We start from the raw sequence: 22775 nt of genomic DNA, 5'->3' as shown, positions 1-22775 counted from the left end.
CGTATCGAGACCATCGGTCCCGGCAGCGTCAGACGGTGCCGGCCGGCGGCCACGCACCGATGATGAGCCCCATGACGACGAACGTGACGAGTTCGTGCGCGATGTTCAGGATCGTGAGCCCGGCGGGTCGCCCCTCGAACGCGTCGTGCGTGATGAACCGCGCCGCTGTGAACCCCGCCCAGGCGAGCAGCGCCGTGGTGAGCGCCACGAGCAGGAAGCTGCCGCCGAGCGCCGTCCACGTGACGGTGACCGCGACCGCGAGCACCCACGCCGAGATGAAGCTCACGAGGAGCGTGGTGAGGATCGGCCCGACGGCGCTGCGGTCCTCCATGTCGACCTTCGCGACGCGCATCCAGTAGTTGCCGAACACCGCCGGCGTGTACCAGAACGAGCCGACGATCATCGTCGACAGCGTCGCGAGGAGCACGGCCCAGTAGTTGACCTCGATCATGGTTCGCCTCCGTCCGCGGCCCTGGCCGCCCGGCCGGAGTCTATCGGCGAGGAAACCTCAGGTGCGGGAGGCGGCGCGGCGGCGCACCCCGTGTCGGCGGCGGAGGGAGGGCGCTGCAGCGGTGCTCCGCCCGTCGGCCAACACCGTTCGTCATCTCGGACGGCTCGAATCGGAGGCCGTTCTCCGCCTGTGGTTCAATGACTTCAGCCGGCCGACGAGACCGGCTCGAGGTCGTGCCCGTGCCGATCATGCACCGGGACGCATCGCAACGCTGGGAGGCATCCTGTGAACGCTTTCGTGACCACGCGCCGACGCGCCTGGGTCGTCATGAGCGCGGTGATCGCGCTCGTCATGTCGGCCATCGCGTTCTCTGCGCAGCCCGCCCACGCGGTCGGAACCGGGACGTCGAGCATCTCGGGGCGCATCACGCTGCCGGCGGGGATCGACCCTGCCACCGCGGGCCTCTCGGTCGGCGTGTACGAGGCTTCAGCCGACAACAGCTCGGTCGGCGGTTCGGTGACCCCGCAGGGTGACTTCGTCGTGTCCGGACTCGCCGCAGGGACCTACAAGGTGGAGTTCCGGGCGTGGAACGCACCCTCGGTGCTGCCCGGTTGGTACGGGGGCGCGGTCGACTTCGCGTCCGCGAAAACCGTCACGGTGGCCGTCGGGCAGCGGGCGACGGGCATCGACGCGACGCTCGCGCAGGCCGGATCGATCGCCGGAACGCTGTCCGCCGTACCCGAGAGCGGGGCGAACGTCATCGCCTGGAGGCTCGACGGCAGCGGCCAGTGGTCGCAGGTCGGGTACCAGCACGTCCCGGCGGACGGACCGTACGAGCTCTCGGGGCTCGCGGCAGGAACCTACACACTCCAGTTCAATACCGGCATCTACCGCGACCAGTACTGGAAGCTGCAGGGCGACATCGGCTCGGCGACGCGCATCGAGGTCACCGGGGGCGCGCTCACCGGGTTCGATGCGGACGTGTCGGCCGGCCTCACGACGCCCAGCCTGAACGTGATCGGATCGCGTCAGGTCGGCTCGGTGCTCCAGGTCACGGGCACCTGGGAGACGCAGCCCGACACGGTCTCGTACCAGTGGCTCGCGAACGGCACGGCGATCGCCGGCGCAACCTCGTCGACGTACACTCCGACCGCATCCGTGGTCGGCGCCTCCGTCAGCGTCCGGTTCGTCGGCGAGAAGGCGGGATACGTCTCGGCGACCGACGTCATCCAGGTCGGCACGATCTCGAAGGGGTTCATCACGGCCGGCACGCCTTCGACCACGGGCACCACGGTCACCGGCGCGACACTGACCGCCGTGCCGGGCACCTGGCCGACGGGAACGACGTTCACGTACCAGTGGACCGCCTCCGGCACGAACATCGCCGGTGCAACCGGCAAGACGTTCGTGCTGACCTCGGCGCAGCAGGGACGGCTCGTCGCGGTCGTCGTCACCGGCACCCTGGCGGGGTACGAACCCGCGACCGGACGCAGCGCGGGCATCGGCCCGTCCCAGGCCGACGGCTATGCGGCCCCGACGCCGACGGTCTCCGGCACCCCGGCCGTCGCCTCGACGCTCACGGCCGTGACCGGAACCTGGACCGCGGGCACCGTGCTCTCCTACCAGTGGTACGCCTCGGACACCGCGATCAGCGGTGCCACGGCGTCGACGTTCAAGCTCACGAGCGCGCAGGCCGGGAAGACCGTCTCGGTCACCGTCACCGGCAAGCTCGGCGGGAACACGCGTGCCGTCAAGCCGTCGGCTGCGACCGCGAAGGTCGCCACCGCGACCACCCCGACCGTCGCCGGAACGGCGGCCGTCGGATCGACGCTCACCGCGACTGCCGGCGCATGGACGACCGGCACCGCGCTCACCTACCAGTGGTACGCCTCGGGGGCCGCGATCACCGGTGCCACGGCTTCGACGTTCAAGCTCACGTCCGCCCAGGCGGGCAAGACCATCACGGTCGCGGTGAAGGGCACGCTGTCGGGCTACGCCACGGTGACGAAGACCTCGGCGGCGACGGCGAACGTCGCAACGGTCGCGACGCCCACGATCTCGGGAACCGCCGAGGTCGCCTCCACGCTGACGGCGAAGACCGGCACGTGGACGACCGGCACGACGTTCACGTACCAGTGGTACGCGTCCGGCACGGCGATCTCGGGTGCGACGGCGTCGACGTTCAAGCTGACGTCCGCGCAGGAGGGCACGACGATCACGGTCGCCGTGAAGGGCACGCTGTCGGGCTACTCGACGATCACGAAGACGTCGGCTGCGACGGTGACGGTCGCGACGGCCTCGACGCCGACGATCTCCGGCACGCTCACCGTCGGATCCACGCTGACGGCGACGACCGGCACGTGGACGACCGGCACCGCGCTGACGTACCAGTGGTACGCCTCGGGCACGGCGATCTCGGGTGCGACGGCCTCCACGTTCAAGCTCACGAGCGCGCAGGCCGGCAAGGCGATCACGGTCGCGGTGACGGGCGCGCTGTCGGGCTATCCGACGATCACGAAGACGTCGGCTGCGACGGCCAAGGTCGCGACGGTCGCCACGCCGTGGATCTCGGAGTGGATCGCAGTCGGGTCGACGTTGAAGGCGAACACCGGCGCGTGGACGACCGGCACGACGTTCACGTACCAGTGGTACGTGAACGGTGCGGCGGTCTCGGGTGCGACCGCGTCGGCCTACACGCTCACGACTGCGCACGCGGGCAAGACGATCACCCTCGCGGTGAAGGGCACCCTGTCGGGGTATCCGACGATCACGAAGACGTCCGAGGTGACGCCGAAGGTCGCGACGGTGGCGACGCCGACGATCTCGGGCACGGCGAAGGTCGGCTCGACGCTCACTGCGAAGACCGGCAGCTGGACGACCGGCACGGCGTTCACGTACCAGTGGTACGCGGGGGGCACCGCGATCCCGGGTGCGACCGCGTCGACCTACCAGCTCGCGACGGCGCAGAAGGGCACGGCGGTCTCCGTCCTGGTCACGGGCACGCTCAGCGGCTACCAGACGATCGTGAAGGGGTCGTCGGCCGTCGTGCCCGTCGGCTGATCGCCTGATCCACCCGTCGAGGGCCGGTCTCCCGAACTCGGGGCCGGCCCTCGCGCTCTCCGGCGGCAGGCCGCGCCACGCGCCGCGCCTGCGTCGGGCACGGCCGTATCGCAGTCGGTCGGCGGTATTCTCGTCTGCGCACAACGAAAGCGAGCCCATGCCCGACAGTCCGCTCTCCGCCTCACCGTACGAGGTGCTCGGGGTCCGCGCCGACGCGAACGACGACGAACTCCGACGCGCCTACCGGCGTGCGCTCCGGCACGCGCATCCCGACACCGGGGGATCGACGACGCAGTTCGACGCCGTGCAGCGCGCGTGGACCCTCGTCGGCACGCCCGCAGCACGGGCTGCATTCGACCGGGGCGGCCGCGGCGCCGAGTCCATGGCCGAGCCCACGCGGGCGACGTGGGCTCCCGCGCCGCCGCGCCCGCCGCGCGACTCGCGTCCGCTCGCTCGCTCCTACGGGCACCCCGGCGGGCTCACCCGGCAGCGCTACCTCGACGGCATCCGCGAATGGGTCGGCCTCGGCGACGAGATCCCCGACCCCTACGACCCGACGCTCGTGCGCCGGGCGCCCCGCGAGATCCGGCACCTCCTCGCCGACGCGCTCGCCGAGGAGGCGACGGCTCGATCGCTCTCGACGCTCGGCATCGCCTTCACGGTCTGGCACGATCTGGCGACGGATGCCGCGGGCCACGGCCTGCCGCCCAAGCTCGACCATCTCGTGCTCGGCCCGACCGGCCTGTTCGCGATCCAGTCCGAGGACTGGGGCGGGCCCGTGCGCTTCCGCCGCGGCGAGCTCATCGGCGAGGCGCTCGCCGGCGAACGACCGATCCGGGCGCTGGCCGCCAGGGCCAAGGCCATCGGTCGTGCGGCGAAGGTCAAGCCGACGGGGCTCATCGTCGTCGTGCCCGACGAGTTCGCCGACGAGCCCCTGCAGGTCGGCGGCACCAATCGCGGTGCGGTCGTCGTGCTCGCCCGGGCGTCGCGGGTGGCGAGCGCGATCCGCGAGGGCATTCCGGGGTCGCCGTTCATCGGCGGCGCCGAGGTCATGGAGGTGCGCACGCGCCTGCAGCAGAGCGTGCGCTTCGCCTGAAGGTCGCTCCTGCCCGTCGTGGTCTCGAGACGGCGCCGCGGCGCCTCCTCGACCGGCGGGGACGGCCGCCGGTTCGCGCGGGCCGCGGGCACGGTGTTGGATTGACCCATGCCCCTCGTTGAACGTGACGCCCATGTCGAAGACCTCTCCGCGTTCATCCGCGAATCGCCGTCGTCGTACCACGCGGCGGTCGCCGTCGCCGAACGCCTCGTCGCTGCGGGATTCGAACGCCTCGACGAGCGCGACGAATGGCCGGCCGGCCCGGGCCGACGTGTCGTCGTGCGCGACGGCGCCGTCATCGCCTGGGTGCAGCCCGAAGCCGCGACCGCGACCAGTGCGTACCGCATCATCGGCGCGCACACCGATTCGCCGTCCTTCAAGCTGAAGCCGGGCGCCTCGACGAGCTCCGAGGGCGTGCTGCAGGCGGGCGTCGAGGTCTACGGCGGTCCGCTGCTGAACTCGTGGCTCGACCGCGAGCTCGAGCTCGCGGGCCGGCTCGTGACGGCCGACGGCACCGAGCACCTCGTGCGCACCGGCCCGCTGCTGCGCATCCCGCAGCTCGCGATCCACCTCGACCGCGAGGTCAACAAGGGCCTCACGCTCGACCGCCAGCGTCACCTGCAGCCCATCTGGGGCTCAGGGGCCGCGGGCGACGTGCTTGCGCACCTCGCGGGCATCGCCGGCCTGCAGGTCGACGAGATCGCCGGGCACGACGTGCTCGTGGCCGACACGGCGGCTCCCGCGCGCTTCGGCCTCGACGACGTCTTCTTCGCGGCGGGCCGTCAGGACAACCTGACCTCGGTGCACGCCGGACTCGTCGCGCTGCTCGCGGCCGGCGACGACGCGGCATCCGACCATGTCAGCGTGCTCGCGGCCTTCGACCACGAGGAGCTCGGCTCGGAGTCGCGCTCGGGTGCGAGCGGCCCGTTCCTCGTCGACGTGCTCGCACGTATCGCCGCCGGCCTCGGCGCCGACGAGCACGACCGCCGCCGGGCCTTCGCGGCGTCGTGGCTGCTCTCCTCGGATGCCGGCCACGCCGTGCACCCGAACTACCCCGAGCGGCACGATCCCGTGAACCGCCCGCACCTCGGCGACGGCCCGCTGCTGAAGCTCAACGCCAACCAGAAGTACGCGACCGACGCGCACGGCTCGGCGCTCTGGGCGCGCGCGTGCGAGCAGGCGGGAGTGCGCTTCCAGCCGTTCGTGTCGAACAACGCGATCCCGTGCGGCTCGACCATCGGCCCGCTGAGCGCCACGCGTCTCGGCATCCGCACGGTCGACGTCGGCACGCCGCTGCTCTCGATGCATTCGGCGCGCGAGCTCTCGCACGTCGACGACCTCACGGCGCTCGCGGCGGCGGCGACCGCGTTCCTCACGCCCGCCTGAGCGGCAGCAGTCTGGCCGGATGTCGCGGGTCGGCGTCCGGATTTCATGACCGTTCCCCGGCAGTGCGGTGGCAGCATCGAGGCATGACGCAAGATACGGCCATCGCAACCCTGTTCGAGCACGTCGCATCCCCGGTCGACGCGATCGCGCACTTCCGCGGACGCCTCGGCTTCGAGGCCGACGTCTCCGACGTGCACGCCGCACTCGCCGACGGCGAGCCGTTCGTGCTCATCGACACGCGCAACGACGCCGCCTGGGCGCAGGGGCACGTGCCGGGCGCCGTGCACCTGCCGCGTCGCGACATCGGCCTGCGCGCGGCATCCGTCGTGCCGATCGGCACGCCCGTGGTCGTCTACTGCTGGGGCCCCGGATGCAACGGCGCGACGCGGTCGGCGCTCGAGTTCGCGACGCTCGGCTACCCGGTGAAGGAGATGATCGGCGGCTTCGAGTACTGGGTACGCGAAGGGTTCGCGTTCGACACCGCCGATGGCCTCGCGCAGCGCCTGCCCGACGGGCTCACGAACGTCGCGCCGGCCGGGCTCACGGGGGCGGACGCCACGACGGGCGCCGCGCCATCCGTCACGACGATCGACACCGGCATCACCTGCGCCTGCTGAGCCCGGACCGCCGAGCGGGCGCCGACCGAGACGGCACGAGCCGCGACCGACCCGGGCCGCGCAGCGCGCGACACCGCCTGCGCGGCCCGTTCAGCACTCGACGACGTTGACGGCGAGTCCGCCGAGGCTCGTCTCCTTGTACTTCGACTTCATGTCGAGGCCGGTCTGGCGCATGGTCTCGATGACCGTGTCGAGCGAGACGAGGTGCGTGCCGTCGCCGTGCAGCGCGAGCCGTGCGGCAGAGACCGCGGTCGACGACGCGATCGCGTTGCGCTCGATGCACGGCACCTGCACGAGCCCGCCGACCGGGTCGCAGGTCAGGCCCAGATGGTGCTCCATGGCGATCTCCGCCGCGTTCTCGACCTGTCGGGGTGTGCCGCCGAGCACCGCGCAGAGCGCGCCCGCGGCCATCGCGCACGCCGATCCGACCTCGGCCTGGCACCCGCCCTCCGCCCCCGAGATCGACGCGTTGCGCTTGACGAGCGACGCGATCGCCGCAGCCGTGAGCAGGAATCGGCGGATGCCGGCGGCATCCGCACCGGGGACGAAGCGCAGGTAGTAGTGGCCGACCGCGGGGATGATGCCGGCGGCGCCGTTCGTGGGGGCGGTGACGACCCGCCCGCCCGAGGCGTTCTCCTCGTTCACGGCGAGCGCGAACGCGTGCAGCCACTCGGTGGAGGTGTCGCGGGCACCGGGGTGCGCGGCCTCGTCGCGGTCGTACGCCTCGAGGCGACGGCGCACATCGGGTGCGCGGCGCTTGACCCCGAGGCCGCCGGGCAGCGTGCCCGCGGTGTCGAGCCCGTGCTCGACGCACACGGCCATGGCCGCCCAGATCGCGTCGAGACCCGCGTCGATGCCCTCGTCGCCGTGCAGCGCGACCTCGTTCGAGCGCACGATGTCGCACATCGACACCCCGTGGCGCTCGCAGAGCTCGAGCAGTTCGGCGGCGTTGGAGTAGGCGAGGGGGTAGCGCACGACCTCGGACTCCTGCGGCGCGTCGCCGTCGCGCCGGATGAACCCGCCGCCGACCGAGTAGTACGTCTCCTCGACGAGCGGCAGCGCGTCGTCGCCGTGCCACGCCTGCAGGGTCATCGCGTTCGGGTGCCCCGGCAGGCGCGTGCGCGGCGCGAACGCCACGTCCTCGCTCGACATGGTGATCGGATGCCGCCCCGCGAGCAGCACCTCGGCGCCCTCGCCGAGCGTGGTCCATGCGTTGCGCACGTCGTCGGGGTCGCAGTCGTCGGGTCGCAGACCTCGGAGGCCGGCGACGACCGCGTCGGGCGTGCCGTGGCCGAGGCCGGTGGCGCCGAGCGAGCCGAAGAGCGTGCACGTGACGCGGTCGACCTGCTCGAGCAGGCCGTCGTCGACGAGCCGGTCGGCGAATGCTCGGGCGGCCCGCATGGGACCGACGGTGTGCGAACTCGAGGGGCCGATGCCGATCGAGAAGAGATCGAGGGCCGAGACGAACGCTGTCACGCCTCAAGGCTACGTCGCAGGTGGCGCACGGATTCGCCGCTGGGTCGCAGAATCGTGCGCGGATCGAGGGGATCGTCGCGGAAACCCCCGTGACGCGGCCGTGCTGTCACGCCTCGGTACTTCTGCTGAGGCGCAGATGAAAGCCGCGCGCCCGGGCGACGACTAATGGATATCGATCGTTGACATCGATCGGGCGCGGGGAATAGTCTCAGGCCTGAAAATATGTCGTACAAGGCAACATATTCTGCTGACCCGTTGCGCGACGAACGGTCCAGCGCGATCCACGGTCCACTCGAAGGGGAGAACGACCTATGAAGCAACACGTCCGACTTGCGATCACCGGGCTCTGCGCCGTCGGTGTCACGCTCAGCCTCGGCATCGCGGCGGTCCCCGCGAACGCCGCCGACGACGAGTACGACGTGCTCGTCGTGGGGGAGACCCTCGGCTTCCGCCACTCGCACATCGACGACACGACGCGCGCGATCATCGACCTCGGCGAACAGCACGGGTTCGGCGTCGACGTCTGGGATCCGCCGCAGGGCAGCTCGCCCGGCCAGCCCGCGCTCACGCTCCCGAGCTCGCCGTTCACGACCGCGGCCGACCTGTCGAAGTACGCGACGATCATCTTCGCGTCGCCGGTCGACGCGACGAACAACCTCGACCCCAACCGTCCGCGCCTGCTGAACGACACCGAGCTCGCCGCGTTCCAGGGCTACATCCGCGGTGGCGGCGGCTACGTCGGGCTCCACGCGGCGACCGACTCGATGCACACCGTGCCGTGGTACAGCGAGCTCACCGGCGGCAGCGCCCGCTTCCGCAACCACCCCGCCCAGCAGACGGCCACCATGCGCGTCGAGAGCCCGGGGCATCCGTCGACGACCATGCTGCCCGCCGAGTGGGTGCGCTTCGACGAGTGGTACAACTTCACGGCGAACCCCCGTGAAGACGTGCACGTGCTCATCACGCTCGACGAGTCGACGTACAACCCCGGCAATGGCGCGATGGGCGCCGACCACCCGATCGCGTGGTGCCAGAACTTCGAGGGCGGCCGCTCCTGGTACGAGGGCGCCGGCCACACGGACGCCTCGTGGACCGACCCGCTGTTCCTCAGCCACGTGCTGGGCGGCATCGAGTGGACCGCCGGCACGCTGACCGGCGGCGGCGACTGCGTGACGTTCGGCGAGGTCGACGGGCTGCTGGACGATCTCGCGGGCGAATCGAAGAAGAACCAGAAGCTCGCCGGCGATGTCACCGCCTACCTCGACACCGCCGAGGCGGCGGCCGACGCGGGCGACCACGACGGGGCGATCCACGTGCTGAAGAAGGCCAAGGGCAAGGCGCACGGCATCCAGGACGACGTGCTCGTCGCGAAGATCGCGGACCTCATCGAGTGGCAGGAGGCGCTCGCGGCCTGACGAACGCCGGCACCGAATTCGATGGGACGGGCTCCGCCGCGGTGGGGCCCGTCCCTGCTGCGGCGGCCGCCGGCCCCTGACGCCCACCCGCGGCATCCGCCCCTCACATCGCGCCGACCGCGGTGTCAGCGCCGTGAAAGCCCCGTGTGAGCAGCGGCGCGGAACATGGTCGGCATGACCACATTCACTTCACACGACACCGCCGCCACCCGCGGCTGGGCCGTCGAGGCCGAGGGCCTCGTGAAGACCTTCGGATCCAACCGCGCCGTCGACGGCGTGGACCTCCGCGTCGCGACCGGCACCGTCTACGGCGTGCTCGGCCCGAACGGCGCCGGCAAGACCACCACGATCTCCATGCTCGCGACCCTGCTGCGACCCGACGGCGGCAACGCCCGCATCTTCGGCCACGACGTGCAGCGCGAGTCGCAGGTCGTGCGCCAGCTCATCGGCGTCACCGGCCAGTACGCCTCGGTCGACGAGACCCTCTCGGCGAGCGAGAACCTCTACCTGTTCTCGCGGCTGCACGGCCTGAGCGGGTCGGCCTCGCGCCGCAAGTCCGACGAGCTCCTCGAGGAGTTCGGGCTGACCGACGCCGCGAAGCGACCGCTCAAGAACTTCTCGGGAGGCATGCGCCGTCGCCTCGACCTCGCCGCGAGCCTCATCGCCCAGCCGCCGCTCATCTTCCTCGACGAGCCGACGACGGGCCTCGACCCGCGCACCCGCATCCAGATGTGGGAGACGATCCGCCGACTCGTGTCGTCGGGCTCGACGGTGCTGCTCACGACCCAGTACCTCGACGAGGCCGACCAGCTCGCCGACCGCATCGCGGTCATCGACCGTGGCCGCGTCGTCGCGGAGGGCACCGCGAACGAGCTCAAGGCGTCGGTCGGCGAGTCGACGCTCGAGCTGCGGCTCGCGAGCCCCGGCGACGCCGACGACGTGCGCGTCGCGATCCAGCGCGTGCTCGGCGTCGCGGCGACGGTCTCGCCCGAGGCCGGCCGCATCACGGCCCCCATGAACAAGCCCGACCTCGTCATCGAGCTGCTCGTGACGCTCCGCGACGAGGGCATCCACCTCGCCGAGATGAGCGTGCAGAAGCCGACGCTCGACGAGGTGTTCCTCACGCTCACCGGACACGGCGTCGACACCGACGATGCGGAGTCCGAAGCATCCGCCGAGCTCGAAGGGAGCCGCGCATGACCACGACACTCGACCAGAGGGCGACCACCGCGTCGCCGATCACCCCGGGCGCCGACCGCGCCCTCAAGAACCGCGTCTCGATCCCCGAGACCATCTCGCACACGTTCACGATGGCGTACCGCGGCCTGCTGAAGATCAAGCGCACGCCCGAGCAGCTGTTCGACGTGACCCTGCAGCCGATCATCTTCACGCTCATGTTCACGTACATCTTCGGCGGTGCGATCGCCGGCGACGTGCAGAGCTACCTGCCGATCATCATCCCGGGCATCCTGGTGCAGACGGTCATCACGACGTCGATCGTGACGGGCACGCAGCTGCGTGAAGACATGGACAAGGGCGTGTTCGACCGGTTCCGGTCGCTGCCCATCGCCCGCATCGCGCCGCTGTCGGGGGCGCTGCTCGCCGACACCGTGCGGTACCTCATCGCGACGACGCTCACCATCACGATGGGCTTCATCATGGGCCTCCGCCCCGACGGCGGCCCGGCCGGCGTCGTCGGCGGCGCCGTGCTCGTCATCGCCTGCTCGTGGGCCATCAGCTGGATCTTCGCCTTCTTCGGCGTGATCGCGCGCACCGCCTCGAGCGTGCAGGGCATCTCGATGCTCGTGCTGTTCCCGCTCACGTTCCTCTCGAACGCGTTCGTGCCGGCCGACACCATGCCCGACTGGCTGCAGTGGTTCGTGAACATCAACCCCGTGTCGCACCTCGTCACCGCGGTGCGCGAGCTGTTCGACGCGGGCACCTTCGGCGGCGACGCCTGGCTCTCGCTCCTCGGCGCGGCCGTCATCGTCGCGGTGTTCGCACCGCTCACCGTGCGGGCGTACATGCGCAAGGCGTGACGCCGCACCGGTCGGGACAGGCTCCGCCCTACTCGACCGGCGGCAGGGGAACGGGCTCCGCGATCACCGCGCGAGCCCGTTCCGTGCGTTCGGTGTTCGAGAGTACGGATGCCGCGGCGCGCGCGGCGGCCAGGCGCTCGGCGCCCGCGTGGTCGGCGATGACCACGGCGATGTTCTCGAGCCGCAGCGCGGGGAGATCCTGACGGGAGTGCAGCACCTCGGCGAGCGCGAAGGTCTCGACGGCGCGCGTCTCGAGGGTCGCGTGCCGTACGGCCCAGGCGCTCCAGGCCGCGGCCACGGTGCCGAGCACCGGTCGATCGGTGAAGTAGTCGCCGCGCACGCGGAGCGCGGCGACCGTGCGTCGACGCATCAGCTCGGCCCACGAGGCGATGCGGCCCTCGGGCCAGCCCGACTGCACGCCGCCCGAGACGAGCGTGGCGTGCATGATCTGGTACCACGGCGAGGAGCGCTGGCGCGCGACCGTGAACTGCGCGAGCACGCGCGGCACGCGTGCGAGCGCGGCGTCGGTGTCGCCGCGGAGCCGGGCGATCTCGACGAGCCCGAGCTCGGCGGTCATCGCCTGCGGGATGCCGTCGCTCGTGATCCGGTCGTCGGCCGCCTGGACGACGAGCCGGGCCTCGGCCTCGTCGAGGCGGCCCGCCGAGATCAGGTGGCTCGTGATCATCCAGTCGATCTGCAGGAGGTCCTGCGTCGCCTCGAGCCGCACCATGCCGGCGTGCGCCTCGGTCGCCCACTCGAGCGCCTCGTCCGAGGCGCCGCGCTGCCCGGCGAGCTCGGCGAGCATGAGCGCCGACATGGCGGACGCCCAGGCGTCGCCGACCTCGGCTGCAAGCTCGTGGGTGCGCAGCGCATGCTCGGCGGCGAGCGCGGGCTCGCCCTCGTTCTCGGTGAACTGCGACTGCAGGATGTTGGCGAGCAGTGCGGTCTCGGGGTCGTCGGCGTCGCTCATCTCGGCGATGAGCCGGCCCGCGCGCTCGAGGTCGGGCATCGCGAGCAGGAACCCGCTGATCGCCGTGATCCACGGTGCGGCCGGGTGCCCGAGCTTCACGACCGCGCGCAGGCGGGCGAGGGCGCGCAGGCCGATGGGCGTGTCCGCGGCGAAGTTCGTGCCGGCGATGAGGATGAGGCCGAGTGTGGCCGCCTCGGCGTGCGCGGCATCCGGTCGGGTGCCCCTCGTCGCCTCGAGCACGGCGTCGCTCAGCGCGAGGATCTCGGAATGGGCGCTCCGCACCGTCCAGAAGTAGCCGAGCGCGGCGAACACCGACGTGATGGTCGGCGCGTCGCGGTGCTCGATGGCCGTGCGCAGCACCGCGACGAGGTTGTCCTGCTCGACCGCGATCGCCGCGAAGGTGCGCAGCTGGGCGGGGCCGCGCAGGTTGCCGAGCGAGTGCCGTGCGAACGTCGAGGCCCAGTCGGCCATGGCCGCCGCGACCTCGGCCCGCTCGGGCTCGTCGAGCCGCAGCTGCCCGAACTCGCGCACGGTCTCGAGCATGCGGAACCGCGGTTGCGCCAGCGCGTCGTCGCCGACGGCGAGCAGCGACTGCGCGATGAGCCCGTCGAGCACCCAGACCGCGTCGGCCGTGCCGAGCACCGCCTCGGCGGCCTCGGTCGAGAAACCGTCGACGAACCACGCGAGCCGCGGCAGGGCGGACTGCTCGGCCGGCGTCAGCAGGGCCCAGCTCCACTCGATGACCGCGGAGAGCGTGCGCTGGCGCTCGGGCGCCGAACGGTCGCCGCCCGCGAGGAGCGTGAACCGGTCGGCGAGCCGGGCCTCGATCTGCTCGACGCTCATCGAGCGCACGCGGGCGGCTGCGAGTTCGATCGCGAGCGGCAGGCCGTCGAGGCGGTCGCAGAGGCGCTGCACGACGTCGAGGGGGAGGGATGCCGCGGGGCGGGCCGCCCGGGCGCGCTCGAGGAACAGGCGTGCGGCCGGTCCGGGTTCGGTCGCGGGGTCGCCGGTCGCGTCGGCGAGGGTCGCGAGCGTCGCGAGCGGGTAGACCTGCTCCGCGCCGATCGCGAGCGGACTGCGGCTCGTCGCGAGCACCTGCAGCGTCGGCACCGCGGCCAGGAGCTCGGCCGTCCAGGTCGCGACGCCGTCGACGATCTGCTCGCAGTTGTCGAGCACGAGCAGCGTCGGCCGCTCGGCGAGCGACTCGGCGATGCGCGTGCGGACGTCGCGGCGCACGACGGGCGTCTCGCCGATGCGCTGGCCGGCGCTCGCCTCGCGGATGCCGAGCGCCGAGCCGAGCGCGAGCGCGACATCGTCGTCGGTGCGCACGCTCGCGAGCTCGACGACCACGACGGTCGGCGCGTCGGAGCGCAACGCGAGCTCCTGCGCGAGGCGGGTCTTGCCGAGGCCGCCGGGCCCGAGGATCGTCACGAGCCGGTGCCGCCGAAGTGCGGCCTCGACGGCCTCGAGGTCGTCGCCGCGGCCGATGAGCTCGTTCGGAGCGGCGCGCACGCCCACACGCCGACGAGCGGGCGCGACGGGCGTCTGCACCGGCTCGTCGCGCAGCAGCTCGGCGTTCGCCGCCACCAGGCGCGCCGACGGCGAGACGCCGAGCTCGTCGGCGAGGCGTTCGCGGAAGGCGGCGAAGGTCGCGAGGGCATCGGCACGGCGCCCGGATGCCGCGAGCTCGCGCAGCTGGGCCTCCACGAGCTGCTCGTTGAGGGGGTGCATGCCGAGCAGCACGCCGAGGTCGGCCGCGGCGCCGGCGTGGTCGCCGTCCTCGGCGCGCAGGCGCGCACGGTGCTCGAGCAGCGCGGATCTCGTGGCGGCCGCCCGTTCGGCGAGCGCCTCGGCGATCGGGGCGTCGCCCAGGTCGGTGCCGGGCTCGCCGCGCCAGAGCGCCAGGGCGTGATCGAGCGCGAGCGGGTCGGCCGAGGCATCCGTCGCCAGCTCTGCGGCGAGCGTCAGGTCGAGTTGCGCGGTACCGACGCCGAGCGCGTACCCGCCGGGCACCGAACGCAGCACGCCGTCGGCGGCGACGGCGCGCAGCCGGCTGACGAGGGTCTGCAGCGCGGCCCTGGCGTTGCGGGGCTGCGCGCCGCCCCAGAGTTCGTCGACGATCGCATCGACGCCGACCCCGCCGCCGGCTTCGCGCGGCAGCACCGCGAGCACGGCGATGAGCGCCTTCGCGAGGGCTCCCGGCGGTTCGACGCGCGTGCCGTCGGGGCCCTCGATCGAGATCGGGCCCAGCACCCGCACGCGGGGCGGCTCGGCGGGGGCGGTGTGCGGCACGGCACGAGCCTACCCGCGCGACTCCTCGCGCCGGGGCGGTCGGAGGCGCGTTCCCGGCCCCGCCCTCCATGGCCTGTCTAGGCTGGGTGCAGGGGGAAGACATGAGCAGACTGACGAAGTCGACGTTCGCGCTCGCAGGGGTGCTGGTGCTGGCGGGGTGCGCGTTCCCGGGCATCCGGCAGGGCGACGGGTCCGGCGGGACCGGAGGCCCGACCGGCGGCTCGACCGGCGGAGGCCGCGAGCAGGTCTCCTGCGCCGAAGCGTCGAGCGTGACGCTCGACGGGCGAGACGTGCGCTACGACGTGGTCGGCGACTGCGCCGAGGTGATCGTGCGCGGCGACGACCTCGACGTGCGCATGGCGGCGAGCACGTCGCTCAGCGTCGAGGGCCGCGACAACGACATCGAGTCGAGTGCCGGACTCGGGGCCGTCACGGTCAAGGGCGACGAGAACGGCGTCGAGGCGCGCACGATCGCCTCGATCTCGATCGCCGGCAACGACAACGACCTCGAGGCCGACATCGTGGGCTCGGTCGAGATCGCCGGTGACGAGAACAGCGTCGAGGCCGGCAACGACCCGCAGCCGGTGCGGGTCAGCGGCAGCGGCAACTCGGTCGAACGGCGCTGACGCGGATCTCCGGTCACGTGGGGGAGAACCGATCGAAAGGCTGACCCTCCGAGGCGCCCGAACTGCGAGACTCGAGGCATGACGAACGCCGCTTCGCACGAGCCCGCATCCGACCGCTCGACGGGGCGCCGCGTCATCCGGGTGCTGGTGGCCCTGCTCTCGGTGCTCGTGCTCCTCGTGGTGGGCTTCCTCGTGTGGGCCAACATCGTCATGCAGGGCGAGCGGCCTGCGGCCCTCGAGGCGTGGACCGACGACCGGGTGAGCATCGAGTCGTTCGACGACTCGGTCGTCATGACCCCGGTCGACGCGGCATCCGATCGCGGACTCGTGTTCATCCCCGGCGCCAAGGTCGACCCCTACGCGTACATGGCGAAGCTCGTCGACGCGGCCGCCGAGACCGGCACGACCGTCGTCATCACCAAGCCCACGCTGAACCTCGCGTTCTTCGATCAGCGGCCGCTCGAGACGTTCACGAGCCACGCACCCGACGTCGACGAGTGGTATGTGGGCGGCCATTCGCTCGGCGGCGTGAAGGCCTGCATGCTGGCGGCCGACGACGAGGACGTCGCGGGTCTCGTGTTCTTCGGCTCGTACTGCTCGAACGACGTGAGCGGGACCGACCTCGCGGTGCTCAGCATCTCGGGCAGCGAAGACGCCCTCAGCACGCCCGACAAGATCGAGGGCGCCGCGCACCTGCTGCCCGCCGACGCGACCTTCGTTGAGATCGAGGGTGCGAACCACGCGAGCTTCGGCAATTACGGCGTGCAGCCGGGCGACGGCGTGGCCACGATTCCCGACGCCGAGGTGCGCGAGCAGATCACCGACGCGCTCGTCGCGTTCTGGGGCGATTCGGGGCAGTAGTGCACGAGCGGATGCCGCGGCATCCGAATCGGACTTTAGCAACTCTGGTTGACAGCCGGAGTTAAGCAACGTAAGTTGCTTGCATGACCCCGCCGCCACCCCCGCCTCCGACGATGCAGAGCCCAGACCCCACCGGATCCGAGGCCTCCGACCTCGCTGCCGTCGTCGCGTTGCGCGAACTCGCCGACCGACTCGAAGACGCCGCCGTCGAACGGGCCATGCGTGCCGGCTGGAGCTGGACGCAGGTCGCCGAAGGACTCGGCGTCACCCGCCAGGCCGTGCACAAGAAGCACCACCGCCGGCTCGAGGGAGCCGGGCTCGACCTGAGGAGGCGCAATGCCTGAGCTGCTGCACGACGATCTCGGCGCGACCCTGAAGTCCGTCGTCCTCGGCGCGATCGACGAGGCCGCATGTCGCGGCGCGACGAAGGTCGAGGCCGAGCACCTGCTCCTCGCCATCTCCGCGAGCGACGATGTCGCCGCCGCGACGTTGGCCGAGGTCGGGCTCGACCACGCCGGCGTCGAGGCGGCGCTGCGCGTGGAACGCGAGAACGCGCTGGCCGCCGCGGGCATCGAACCCGTCGCCGACGAACGCCTGATCGCCGCTCGCGACGCCCGCCCGGGCTGGGGAACGTCGATCCGCGAAGCGCTGAGTCGGGGCAACTTCCGCGTTCGCCGTGCCCGCCCGCGGGCCGAGCGCGAGCGGCTCGCCGTCGCCGATGCGCTCGTGGGCGTGCTCCGTGCCGACCTCGGCACGGTTCCCCGGGCGCTCGCGTACGCCGGCGTCGACCGGGGCGCACTCGTCGCCAGGCTCGAGGCGCTGCGGTGACCGAGGCCGCGGTTCGCGAGCCCGCGGTGATCGCCGTCGACGGACTCCGGATGGCGTACGGCGAGCGCGAGGTGCTCCGCGACGTCTCGTTCGAGGTGCGGTGGGGCGAGGTGCTCGTGCTCCTCGGCCCGAACGGCGCGGGCAAGTCGAGCACCGTCGAGATCCTCGAGGGGCTGCGCATGAGATCGGCCGGCCACGTCACGGTGCTCGGCCTCGATCCGGCGCACGCCGACGAGCGGTGGCGCGCCCGCGTGGGCGTCGTGCTCCAGTCCTGGCGCGACCACGCCAAGTGGCGCGTGCGCGAACTCCTCGCGTACCAGGGGTCGCTGTACGCCCCCTTCGCCACCGAGCGGATGCCGCGGCCATGGGACGTCGACGCGCTGCTCGCCGCCGTCGGGCTTACCGAGCAGTCGGAGCAACGGGTCAGGGCACTCTCCGGCGGCCAGCGCCGCCGACTCGACGTGGCGATCGGCCTCGTCGGGCGACCCGAGCTCGTGTTCTTCGACGAGCCGACGGCCGGGCTCGACCCCGAGGCGCGTCGGGACTTCCACGAGCTCGTTCGCCGTGTCACGCGGGAGTTCGGAGCGACGGTGCTCATGACCACGCACGACCTCGCCGAGGCCGAGCAGCTCGCCGACCGCATCGTGATCCTCGCCGACGGACGCATCGTCGCCGACGGCACCACCGACGAGCTGGCACGCCGGATCGTCGGCGACGACGAGGTGCGCTGGTCGTTCGAGGGGCGGCCGTTCGCGCGTCACGTGCCCGATGCGACCGCCTTCGTGCGGCGACTGCTGCTGCGGCACGAACAGGGCGTCAGCGACCTCGAGGTGCGCCGGGCCTCGCTCGAAGACGCCTACCTGGGCATCGTCCGGGCCGCCGAATCGCCCGATGCGGGTGTCCGTGCCGGAGCGGAAGCCGACGCGCACGACCCGGCGGAGGTCGGCCGATGAGCCTCACGTCGATCGGCGCGCGTGGCGGAATCGCGCACGCCGGAGTCTCGCAGGGCGTGATCGAGCTGCGGCAGGCCTTCACGGGCGCCGAACTGATCGGCCAGCTGCTCTGGCCCCTCGTCACGCTCGTCGCCCTCTTCCTCGTGCGCGACGTGCCGATCGGCGGCGGCGGCGCCACGCTCGACACGTACATCCTGCCGGGCGCGCTCGGCATGTTCGTGGCGCTCGGCATGCTCCTCGTCGTGCAGCAGCTCGCCGCCGACCGTGAAGACGGCTCGCTCCTGCGGGCCAGGATCACGCCGAACGGCATTCCGGCGTACCTCGTGGGCAAGTCCGTGCAGATCTCGGCGACGATCCTCGCGTATCTCGCGATCGTGCTGGGCCCGGCACTGCTCTTCGTCGACGGACTCGCCCTCGGGCGGCCGGGGTCGTGGCTCACGTTCGCGTGGGTGCTCCTGCTGGGTCTGATCGCGACCCAGGGCATCGGTGCGGTGCTCGGCTCGCTCGTCTCGAGCTCGCGGGGCGCCGGGTACGTCTCGTTGCCCGTGCTCGCGCTCATCGCGATCTCGGGCGTCTTCGCGCCGATCTCGGCGCTGCCGGCCTGGGTCGCCGGCGCCGCCCAGGTCTTCCCCGTCTACTGGCTCGGCCTCGGCATGCGCTCCGCGCTGCTGCCCGAGTCGGCGGCCGCGCTCGAGGTCGGCGGCACCTGGCGCCCCGTCGAGACCGCCGTCGTGCTCGGGGCGTGGGCGGTCGCCGGGCTCGTCGCGGCACCCGTCGTGCTGCGGCGAATGACGCGCAAGGAGTCCGGTTCGCGGGTCGCCGCGCGTCGTGAGCGGGCGCTCCAGCGGGTCGGCTGAGTCCGCGGATCCCGGGTGGATCCGGGCTGATCCGGGCTGATCCGCGGCGCGGTCCGCCGGTTGCCTCCACCGCGGCAGTCGGCTGTCGGGCGACGGCGTCGCTACCCTGTACGCATGGCGATCAGGCAGCGGCGGCATCCGGCCGCGACGCAGCGCACGGCCCGCCTCGAGGCCTTCACCGACGGGGTCTTCGCGATCGCGGCGACGCTGCTCGTGCTCGACCTGACGTCGCACTCGCTCGGCAAGGTCACGTCCGACGCGCAGATGTGGTCGGCTTTCGGCGGCCTGTGGGAGCTGCTGCTCAACTTCGTGCTGAGCTTCGTCCTGCTGTGCCTGCTGTGGATGGTGCACGTGCAGCAGTTCGAGCACATTCCGCGCGTCGACGCGACGATGGTCTGGCTCAACAACGGGCGGCTGCTGTTCATCGTGCTCGTGCCCTTCGCGACGAACCTCACGACGGAGTACTCCGACTTCCTCGCCGGGCGTCTCGCGATGCCGGTCACGTTCTTCCTCGCGATCCTGTGCAGCTGGTTGCAGTGGGCGTGGGCGGTGCGGCACCGCGAGACGATCCTTCCCGACCTGGAGCCGAGCGAGGCCGTCGCCTACGGTCGGGGCTCACTGAGCGCCCTCATCATCGCGGGCGCGGTGGTCGTGCTCGCGCCCCTGATCGGGTCGGCGGCGTTCGCGCTGTTCCTGTTCGACGGCCTGTTCACGCGGGCGCTGCACGGCCGGGGCGGCTGATCGGGCGGATGTCGCGGCGAATCCGCCGCGCGGGAACACCCGGCCCGCGCCGCCGCCCGGAGCCAACCGCCTCGAAACGCCGATGCCCCGGAACCGAGCGGTTCCGGGGCATCGGGAGCGTGCGCGGTCGCGGCGGCGGACCTAGCGCACCGTCTTGCGCGCCGTGATCTGGCCCGTGTCGAAGCCGAGCAGGTGCAGTCCGCCGTGGAACCGGGCGTGCTCGACCTTGATGCAGCGGTCCATGACCACCGTGAGGCCCTGCTCCTCGCCGTAGTACGCGGCGTCCTGGTTCCAGATGCCGAGCTGCACCCAGACGGTCTTCGCGCCTGCGGCGACGACCTCGTCGATCACCTGCGGGATGTCGCTGCCGCGGCGGAACACCACGACGATGTCGGGCACCTCGGGAAGGTCCTTCAGGCTCGCATAGGCGGGCTGGCCGAGGATCTCCTTCTCCATCGGGTTGACGAAGTAGAGGCGGTAGTCGCTGGACTGCTGCAGGTACGTGCCCACGAAGAAGCTCGAGCGCTGCGGCTTCGGCGAGGCGCCGACGATCGCGACCGACTTCGCCGCGTTCAGGATGCGCAGGCGCGCCTTGGCGTCGGGACCGACCCAGGTGCGCTGCGACTTCAGCAGCTTCGCGAGCGGCGAGCTCGCGGGCAGGTCGCACGAGAGGCCGTTGACGAGGCGAACGGTCTCGAGGTCTTCGGATGCCGCGGCATCCGTCGTGGTGTCGGTGTCGAGTGCAGTGCTCATCGTGCTGCTCCAGTCGCGGCCGTGAGGGCCTGGTCGAGGTCGTCGATGATGTCTTCAACGTCTTCGATGCCCACGCTAATCCGCACGACGCCCGGAAGCACGCCCGCGTCGACGAGCTGCTGCTCGGTCAGCTGCGCGTGCGTCGTCGACGCCGGGTGGATGATGAGCGTCTTCGCGTCGCCGATGTTCGCGAGGTGCGAGGCGAGGTTGACCGACTCGATGAGCTTCTGGCCGACGGCGCGGCCGCCCTTGACCTCGAAGCTGAACACGGAGCCCGCACCCTTGGGCAGGTACTTCTGCGCGCGGTCGTGGTGCGGGTGGTTCGGCAGGCCCGCCCACCAGACGTTCTCGATGCGCGAGTCGGCCTCGAGCCACTCGGCGACCGCACGGGCGTTGTCGATGTGGGCCTGGATGCGGTACGGCAGCGTCTCGACGCCCTGCGCGAGCAGGAACGCCGAGTGCGGTGCGAGCGCGGGGCCGATGTCGCGCAGCTGCTCTGCGCGGAGGCGCGTGAGGAAGGCGTACTCGCCGAAGTTGCCCGACCACTCGAGTCCGCCGTAGCTCGGCACGGGCTGGCCGAAGAGCGGGAACTTCTCGGAGTGCCAGTGGAAGCGACCCGACTCGACGACGACGCCGCCGAGGGTCGTGCCGTGCCCGCCGAGGAACTTCGTCGCCGAGTGGGTGACGATGTCGGCGCCCCACTCGATCGGGCGGTTGAGGTACGGGGTGGCGATGGTCGAGTCGACGATGAACGGGATGCCGTGGGCGTGCGCCACGTCGGCGAGGCCCTCGAGGTCGGCGATCTCGCCCGACGGGTTCGCGATCGTCTCGACGAAGAGCGCCTTCGTCTTGTCGGTGATCGCGGCCGCGTAGTCGGCCGGGTCGGAGGAGCGCACGAACGTCGTGTCGATGCCGAAGCGGCGGAGCGTGACGTCGAGCTGGGTGATCGAGCCGCCGTAGAGGTTGGCCGAGGCGACGATGTGGTCGCCGGAGCCCGCGAGGCTCGCGAACGTGATGTACTGCGCGGCCAGGCCCGAGGCGGTGGCGACGGCGCCGAGTCCGCCCTCGAGGCTCGCGACGCGCTCCTCGAAGCTCGCGACCGTCGGGTTCGCGAGGCGCGAGTAGATGTTGCCGTACTTCTGCAGCGCGAAGCGCGCCGCGGCATCTGCGGTGTCGTCGAAGACGAACGCACTCGACTGGTAGATCGGGAGGGCGCGAGCGCCCGTCACCTGATCGGGGATGTTGCCCGCATGGATGGCGCGGGTCTTGAAGCCGTATTCGCGGTCTGCCATACGGCAACGGTAGTCATGCCGCGGGCGCCCGCCGCCGGCATCCGTAATGCAGAGCAATCAGACCGCGAGGATGTCTCGGATGCCGCGGCGCGACGCCTCGCGCTCGAGTCGGCGGCCCGGCTCGCCGCCTCAGGTGAGCGTGAAGATCAGGTGCGGCACCGAGATGCGGAACTCGCCGCTCTCGGCGTCGAGCGAGACCGACCCGTTCTCGACGACGAACTCGGTCAGCAGCTCGACCTCGACCAGGATGAACTCGCGCGCGCCGACCGGGAAGGCGCTCGCGACGAGGAACTCGTTGAACGCGATCGTCGTCGCGTCGTCGTCGCCGAAGAAGCCCCCGGCCGCGCCGACGTCGGCGAGGATCTCGTCGTGCACGATGCCGTTCACGGCCGAGTTCGCGACCGACCACACGGTCGTGCGGGCGCGAACCGTGGCCCGCGCCTCCGACCCGGTGATGAACCAGGCGGCGACGCCGTTCCAGTCGGCATCGGCGGAGACCCGGGCGTTCACGACGAGACGGGCCCCCGCGTTCACGAGCGTCTGGGCGTTGCGCGGGTTCTGCCAGAGCGTGAAGAAGCTCAGCCGACCGGCGCCCGTCTCGGCGAACGAACTGCCGGTCGATGCATCGAATCGGTAGCGCGCCCAGCTGTCGAGCGACCCGATCTCGGAATCGACGACCGCCCCCGCGCCGGCGAACGACCGGATGAACGTCGGACGGTCGATGATGACGTTGGTGGAGCCGGGATCCACCGGCAGGGCCGGCGTCAGCCCGGTCAGCTGCTCCCAGTTGCGGGCCGACGCGTCGACGGCCCTCCGATGGCCGGCGACGACGCGCTTGCGCCGTTCGTCGGAGCGCTGCTCGGCGAGCGCGTCGAGCCCATCGGCATCGACGGCGCCGTCGGCGAGCAGGGCGCGGGCGAGTCCGGCGTTCTTCCGTGCGGCCTCGAAGCGCTCCTCCGCGTCCTTCGCCGACGCCCCTGCGGGCGGAGCCTTCGCCTCGCCGATCCGATCGATGATCGCGTCGAGCTCGGCGTACGACGGCGTGTTCGATGACGTGTCCAT

Annotated in this window: 20 protein-coding genes; 14 read left to right on the top strand and 6 right to left on the bottom strand. The window is 71.9% G+C overall.

Annotated elements, in window-relative coordinates; all coding sequences use genetic code 11:
• Window positions 1–28: 28 nt before the first annotated feature.
• On the bottom strand, window positions 29–451 hold the full coding sequence (locus tag GQR16_RS01885; protein WP_157413440.1) for a DUF1761 domain-containing protein: 423 nt from the start codon (window positions 449–451) through the stop codon (window positions 29–31).
• A gap of 297 nt (window positions 452–748) precedes the next feature.
• Between GQR16_RS01885 and GQR16_RS01880 the strand changes: the two genes are divergently transcribed.
• From GQR16_RS01880 to GQR16_RS01865, 4 genes are all read left to right on the top strand, one after another.
• On the top strand, window positions 749–3511 hold the full coding sequence (locus GQR16_RS01880) for a beta strand repeat-containing protein (protein ID WP_157413439.1): 2763 nt from the start codon (window positions 749–751) through the stop codon (window positions 3509–3511).
• A gap of 157 nt (window positions 3512–3668) precedes the next feature.
• The gene (locus GQR16_RS01875; RefSeq protein ID WP_157413438.1) at window positions 3669–4607 is read left to right on the top strand and encodes a DnaJ domain-containing protein; all 939 of its coding nucleotides are present in this window, start codon (window positions 3669–3671) and stop codon (window positions 4605–4607) included.
• Between the two features lie 108 nt (window positions 4608–4715).
• A complete protein-coding gene (locus tag GQR16_RS01870) occupies window positions 4716–5993 on the top strand; it encodes a M18 family aminopeptidase (RefSeq protein WP_157413437.1) in 1278 nt (425 codons plus the stop codon).
• Window positions 5994–6076: 83 nt separating this feature from the next.
• Window positions 6077–6610 (top strand): rhodanese-like domain-containing protein, encoded by a 534-nt coding sequence (locus tag GQR16_RS01865; RefSeq protein ID WP_157413436.1) that lies wholly within the window; start codon window positions 6077–6079, stop codon window positions 6608–6610.
• Between the two features lie 90 nt (window positions 6611–6700).
• Here the strand turns inward: GQR16_RS01865 and GQR16_RS01860 are convergent, their stop codons facing one another.
• Window positions 6701–8086, bottom strand: coding sequence for an L-serine ammonia-lyase (locus GQR16_RS01860; RefSeq protein WP_157413435.1), 1386 nt, complete (start codon window positions 8084–8086; stop codon window positions 6701–6703).
• Between the two features lie 311 nt (window positions 8087–8397).
• Here GQR16_RS01860 and GQR16_RS01855 point away from each other — a divergent pair, with 311 nt between their 5' ends.
• The 3 genes from GQR16_RS01855 (at window position 8398) to GQR16_RS01845 (ending at window position 11540) form a co-directional block, all read left to right on the top strand.
• Window positions 8398–9501 (top strand): ThuA domain-containing protein, encoded by a 1104-nt coding sequence (locus GQR16_RS01855; protein WP_157413434.1) that lies wholly within the window; start codon window positions 8398–8400, stop codon window positions 9499–9501.
• A 174-nt stretch (window positions 9502–9675) separates the two neighbouring features.
• Window positions 9676–10701: an ATP-binding cassette domain-containing protein gene (locus tag GQR16_RS01850; RefSeq protein WP_157413433.1), complete on the top strand. Its 1026-nt coding sequence runs from the start codon at window positions 9676–9678 to the stop codon at window positions 10699–10701.
• Complete coding sequence (locus GQR16_RS01845; RefSeq protein WP_157413432.1) at window positions 10698–11540, top strand: ABC transporter permease; 843 nt, start codon at window positions 10698–10700, stop codon at window positions 11538–11540. Before GQR16_RS01850 ends, GQR16_RS01845 begins: the two co-directional genes overlap by 4 nt.
• 28 nt (window positions 11541–11568) lie before the next feature.
• Here GQR16_RS01845 and GQR16_RS01840 read toward each other — a convergent pair whose 3' ends face one another.
• A complete protein-coding gene (locus GQR16_RS01840; RefSeq protein WP_157413431.1) occupies window positions 11569–14802 on the bottom strand; it encodes an ATP-binding protein in 3234 nt (1077 codons plus the stop codon).
• A gap of 101 nt (window positions 14803–14903) precedes the next feature.
• On the opposite strand from GQR16_RS01840, the gene GQR16_RS01835 reads away from it, so the two are divergent.
• From GQR16_RS01835 to GQR16_RS01805, 7 genes are all read left to right on the top strand, one after another.
• Window positions 14904–15428, top strand: coding sequence for a hypothetical protein (locus GQR16_RS01835; RefSeq protein ID WP_157413430.1), 525 nt, complete (start codon window positions 14904–14906; stop codon window positions 15426–15428).
• A 78-nt stretch (window positions 15429–15506) separates the two neighbouring features.
• Window positions 15507–16289: an alpha/beta hydrolase gene (locus GQR16_RS01830; protein WP_157413429.1), complete on the top strand. Its 783-nt coding sequence runs from the start codon at window positions 15507–15509 to the stop codon at window positions 16287–16289.
• A gap of 113 nt (window positions 16290–16402) precedes the next feature.
• A complete protein-coding gene (locus GQR16_RS01825) occupies window positions 16403–16633 on the top strand; it encodes a hypothetical protein (RefSeq protein ID WP_157413428.1) in 231 nt (76 codons plus the stop codon).
• On the top strand, window positions 16626–17117 hold the full coding sequence (locus GQR16_RS01820; protein WP_157413598.1) for a Clp protease N-terminal domain-containing protein: 492 nt from the start codon (window positions 16626–16628) through the stop codon (window positions 17115–17117). Before GQR16_RS01825 ends, GQR16_RS01820 begins: the two co-directional genes overlap by 8 nt.
• Window positions 17114–18070 carry an ABC transporter ATP-binding protein gene (locus GQR16_RS01815; RefSeq protein WP_246200393.1) on the top strand — a complete coding sequence of 319 codons (957 nt, stop codon included), beginning with the start codon at window positions 17114–17116 and terminating at the stop codon, window positions 18068–18070. The genes GQR16_RS01820 and GQR16_RS01815 overlap by 4 nt, the downstream gene beginning before the upstream one ends.
• Window positions 18067–18927 carry an ABC transporter permease gene (locus GQR16_RS01810; RefSeq protein WP_157413427.1) on the top strand — a complete coding sequence of 287 codons (861 nt, stop codon included), beginning with the start codon at window positions 18067–18069 and terminating at the stop codon, window positions 18925–18927. The genes GQR16_RS01815 and GQR16_RS01810 overlap by 4 nt, the downstream gene beginning before the upstream one ends.
• Window positions 18928–19041: 114 nt before the next feature.
• A complete protein-coding gene (locus GQR16_RS01805; protein WP_157413426.1) occupies window positions 19042–19668 on the top strand; it encodes a TMEM175 family protein in 627 nt (208 codons plus the stop codon).
• A 141-nt stretch (window positions 19669–19809) separates the two neighbouring features.
• On the opposite strand, the gene GQR16_RS01800 is transcribed toward GQR16_RS01805, so the two are convergent.
• From GQR16_RS01800 to GQR16_RS01790, 3 genes are all read right to left on the bottom strand, one after another.
• A complete protein-coding gene (locus GQR16_RS01800; RefSeq protein ID WP_157413425.1) occupies window positions 19810–20421 on the bottom strand; it encodes a CoA-binding protein in 612 nt (203 codons plus the stop codon).
• Complete coding sequence (locus GQR16_RS01795; protein ID WP_157413424.1) at window positions 20418–21713, bottom strand: O-acetylhomoserine aminocarboxypropyltransferase/cysteine synthase family protein; 1296 nt, start codon at window positions 21711–21713, stop codon at window positions 20418–20420. Before GQR16_RS01795 ends, GQR16_RS01800 begins: the two co-directional genes overlap by 4 nt.
• A gap of 129 nt (window positions 21714–21842) precedes the next feature.
• Window positions 21843–22775, bottom strand: coding sequence for a hypothetical protein (locus GQR16_RS01790; RefSeq protein WP_157413423.1), 933 nt, complete (start codon window positions 22773–22775; stop codon window positions 21843–21845).

The sequence above is a fragment of the Agromyces allii genome (assembly GCF_009749385.1).
GTDB lineage: Bacteria > Actinomycetota > Actinomycetes > Actinomycetales > Microbacteriaceae > Agromyces > Agromyces allii.
This window is presented reverse-complemented; position numbering and strand designations above follow the sequence as displayed.

Bases quoted from the DNA above. Each gene is read 5' to 3' on its own strand.
- GQR16_RS01885 (WP_157413440.1), bottom strand. From the start codon at position 451: ATGATCGAGGTCAACTACTGGGCCGTGCTCCTCGCGACGCTGTCGACG.
- GQR16_RS01875 (WP_157413438.1), top strand. From the start codon at position 3,669: ATGCCCGACAGTCCGCTCTCCGCCTCACCGTACGAGGTGCTCGGGGTC.
- GQR16_RS01870 (WP_157413437.1), top strand. From the start codon at position 4,716: ATGCCCCTCGTTGAACGTGACGCCCATGTCGAAGACCTCTCCGCGTTC.
- GQR16_RS01865 (WP_157413436.1), top strand. From the start codon at position 6,077: ATGACGCAAGATACGGCCATCGCAACCCTGTTCGAGCACGTCGCATCC.
- GQR16_RS01855 (WP_157413434.1), top strand. From the start codon at position 8,398: ATGAAGCAACACGTCCGACTTGCGATCACCGGGCTCTGCGCCGTCGGT.
- GQR16_RS01850 (WP_157413433.1), top strand. From the start codon at position 9,676: ATGACCACATTCACTTCACACGACACCGCCGCCACCCGCGGCTGGGCC.
- GQR16_RS01845 (WP_157413432.1), top strand. From the start codon at position 10,698: ATGACCACGACACTCGACCAGAGGGCGACCACCGCGTCGCCGATCACC.
- GQR16_RS01835 (WP_157413430.1), top strand. From the start codon at position 14,904: ATGAGCAGACTGACGAAGTCGACGTTCGCGCTCGCAGGGGTGCTGGTG.
- GQR16_RS01830 (WP_157413429.1), top strand. From the start codon at position 15,507: ATGACGAACGCCGCTTCGCACGAGCCCGCATCCGACCGCTCGACGGGG.
- GQR16_RS01825 (WP_157413428.1), top strand. From the start codon at position 16,403: ATGCAGAGCCCAGACCCCACCGGATCCGAGGCCTCCGACCTCGCTGCC.
- GQR16_RS01820 (WP_157413598.1), top strand. From the start codon at position 16,626: ATGCCTGAGCTGCTGCACGACGATCTCGGCGCGACCCTGAAGTCCGTC.
- GQR16_RS01810 (WP_157413427.1), top strand. From the start codon at position 18,067: ATGAGCCTCACGTCGATCGGCGCGCGTGGCGGAATCGCGCACGCCGGA.
- GQR16_RS01805 (WP_157413426.1), top strand. From the start codon at position 19,042: ATGGCGATCAGGCAGCGGCGGCATCCGGCCGCGACGCAGCGCACGGCC.
- GQR16_RS01800 (WP_157413425.1), bottom strand. From the start codon at position 20,421: ATGAGCACTGCACTCGACACCGACACCACGACGGATGCCGCGGCATCC.
- GQR16_RS01795 (WP_157413424.1), bottom strand. From the start codon at position 21,713: ATGGCAGACCGCGAATACGGCTTCAAGACCCGCGCCATCCATGCGGGC.
- GQR16_RS01790 (WP_157413423.1), bottom strand. From the start codon at position 22,775: ATGGACACGTCATCGAACACGCCGTCGTACGCCGAGCTCGACGCGATC.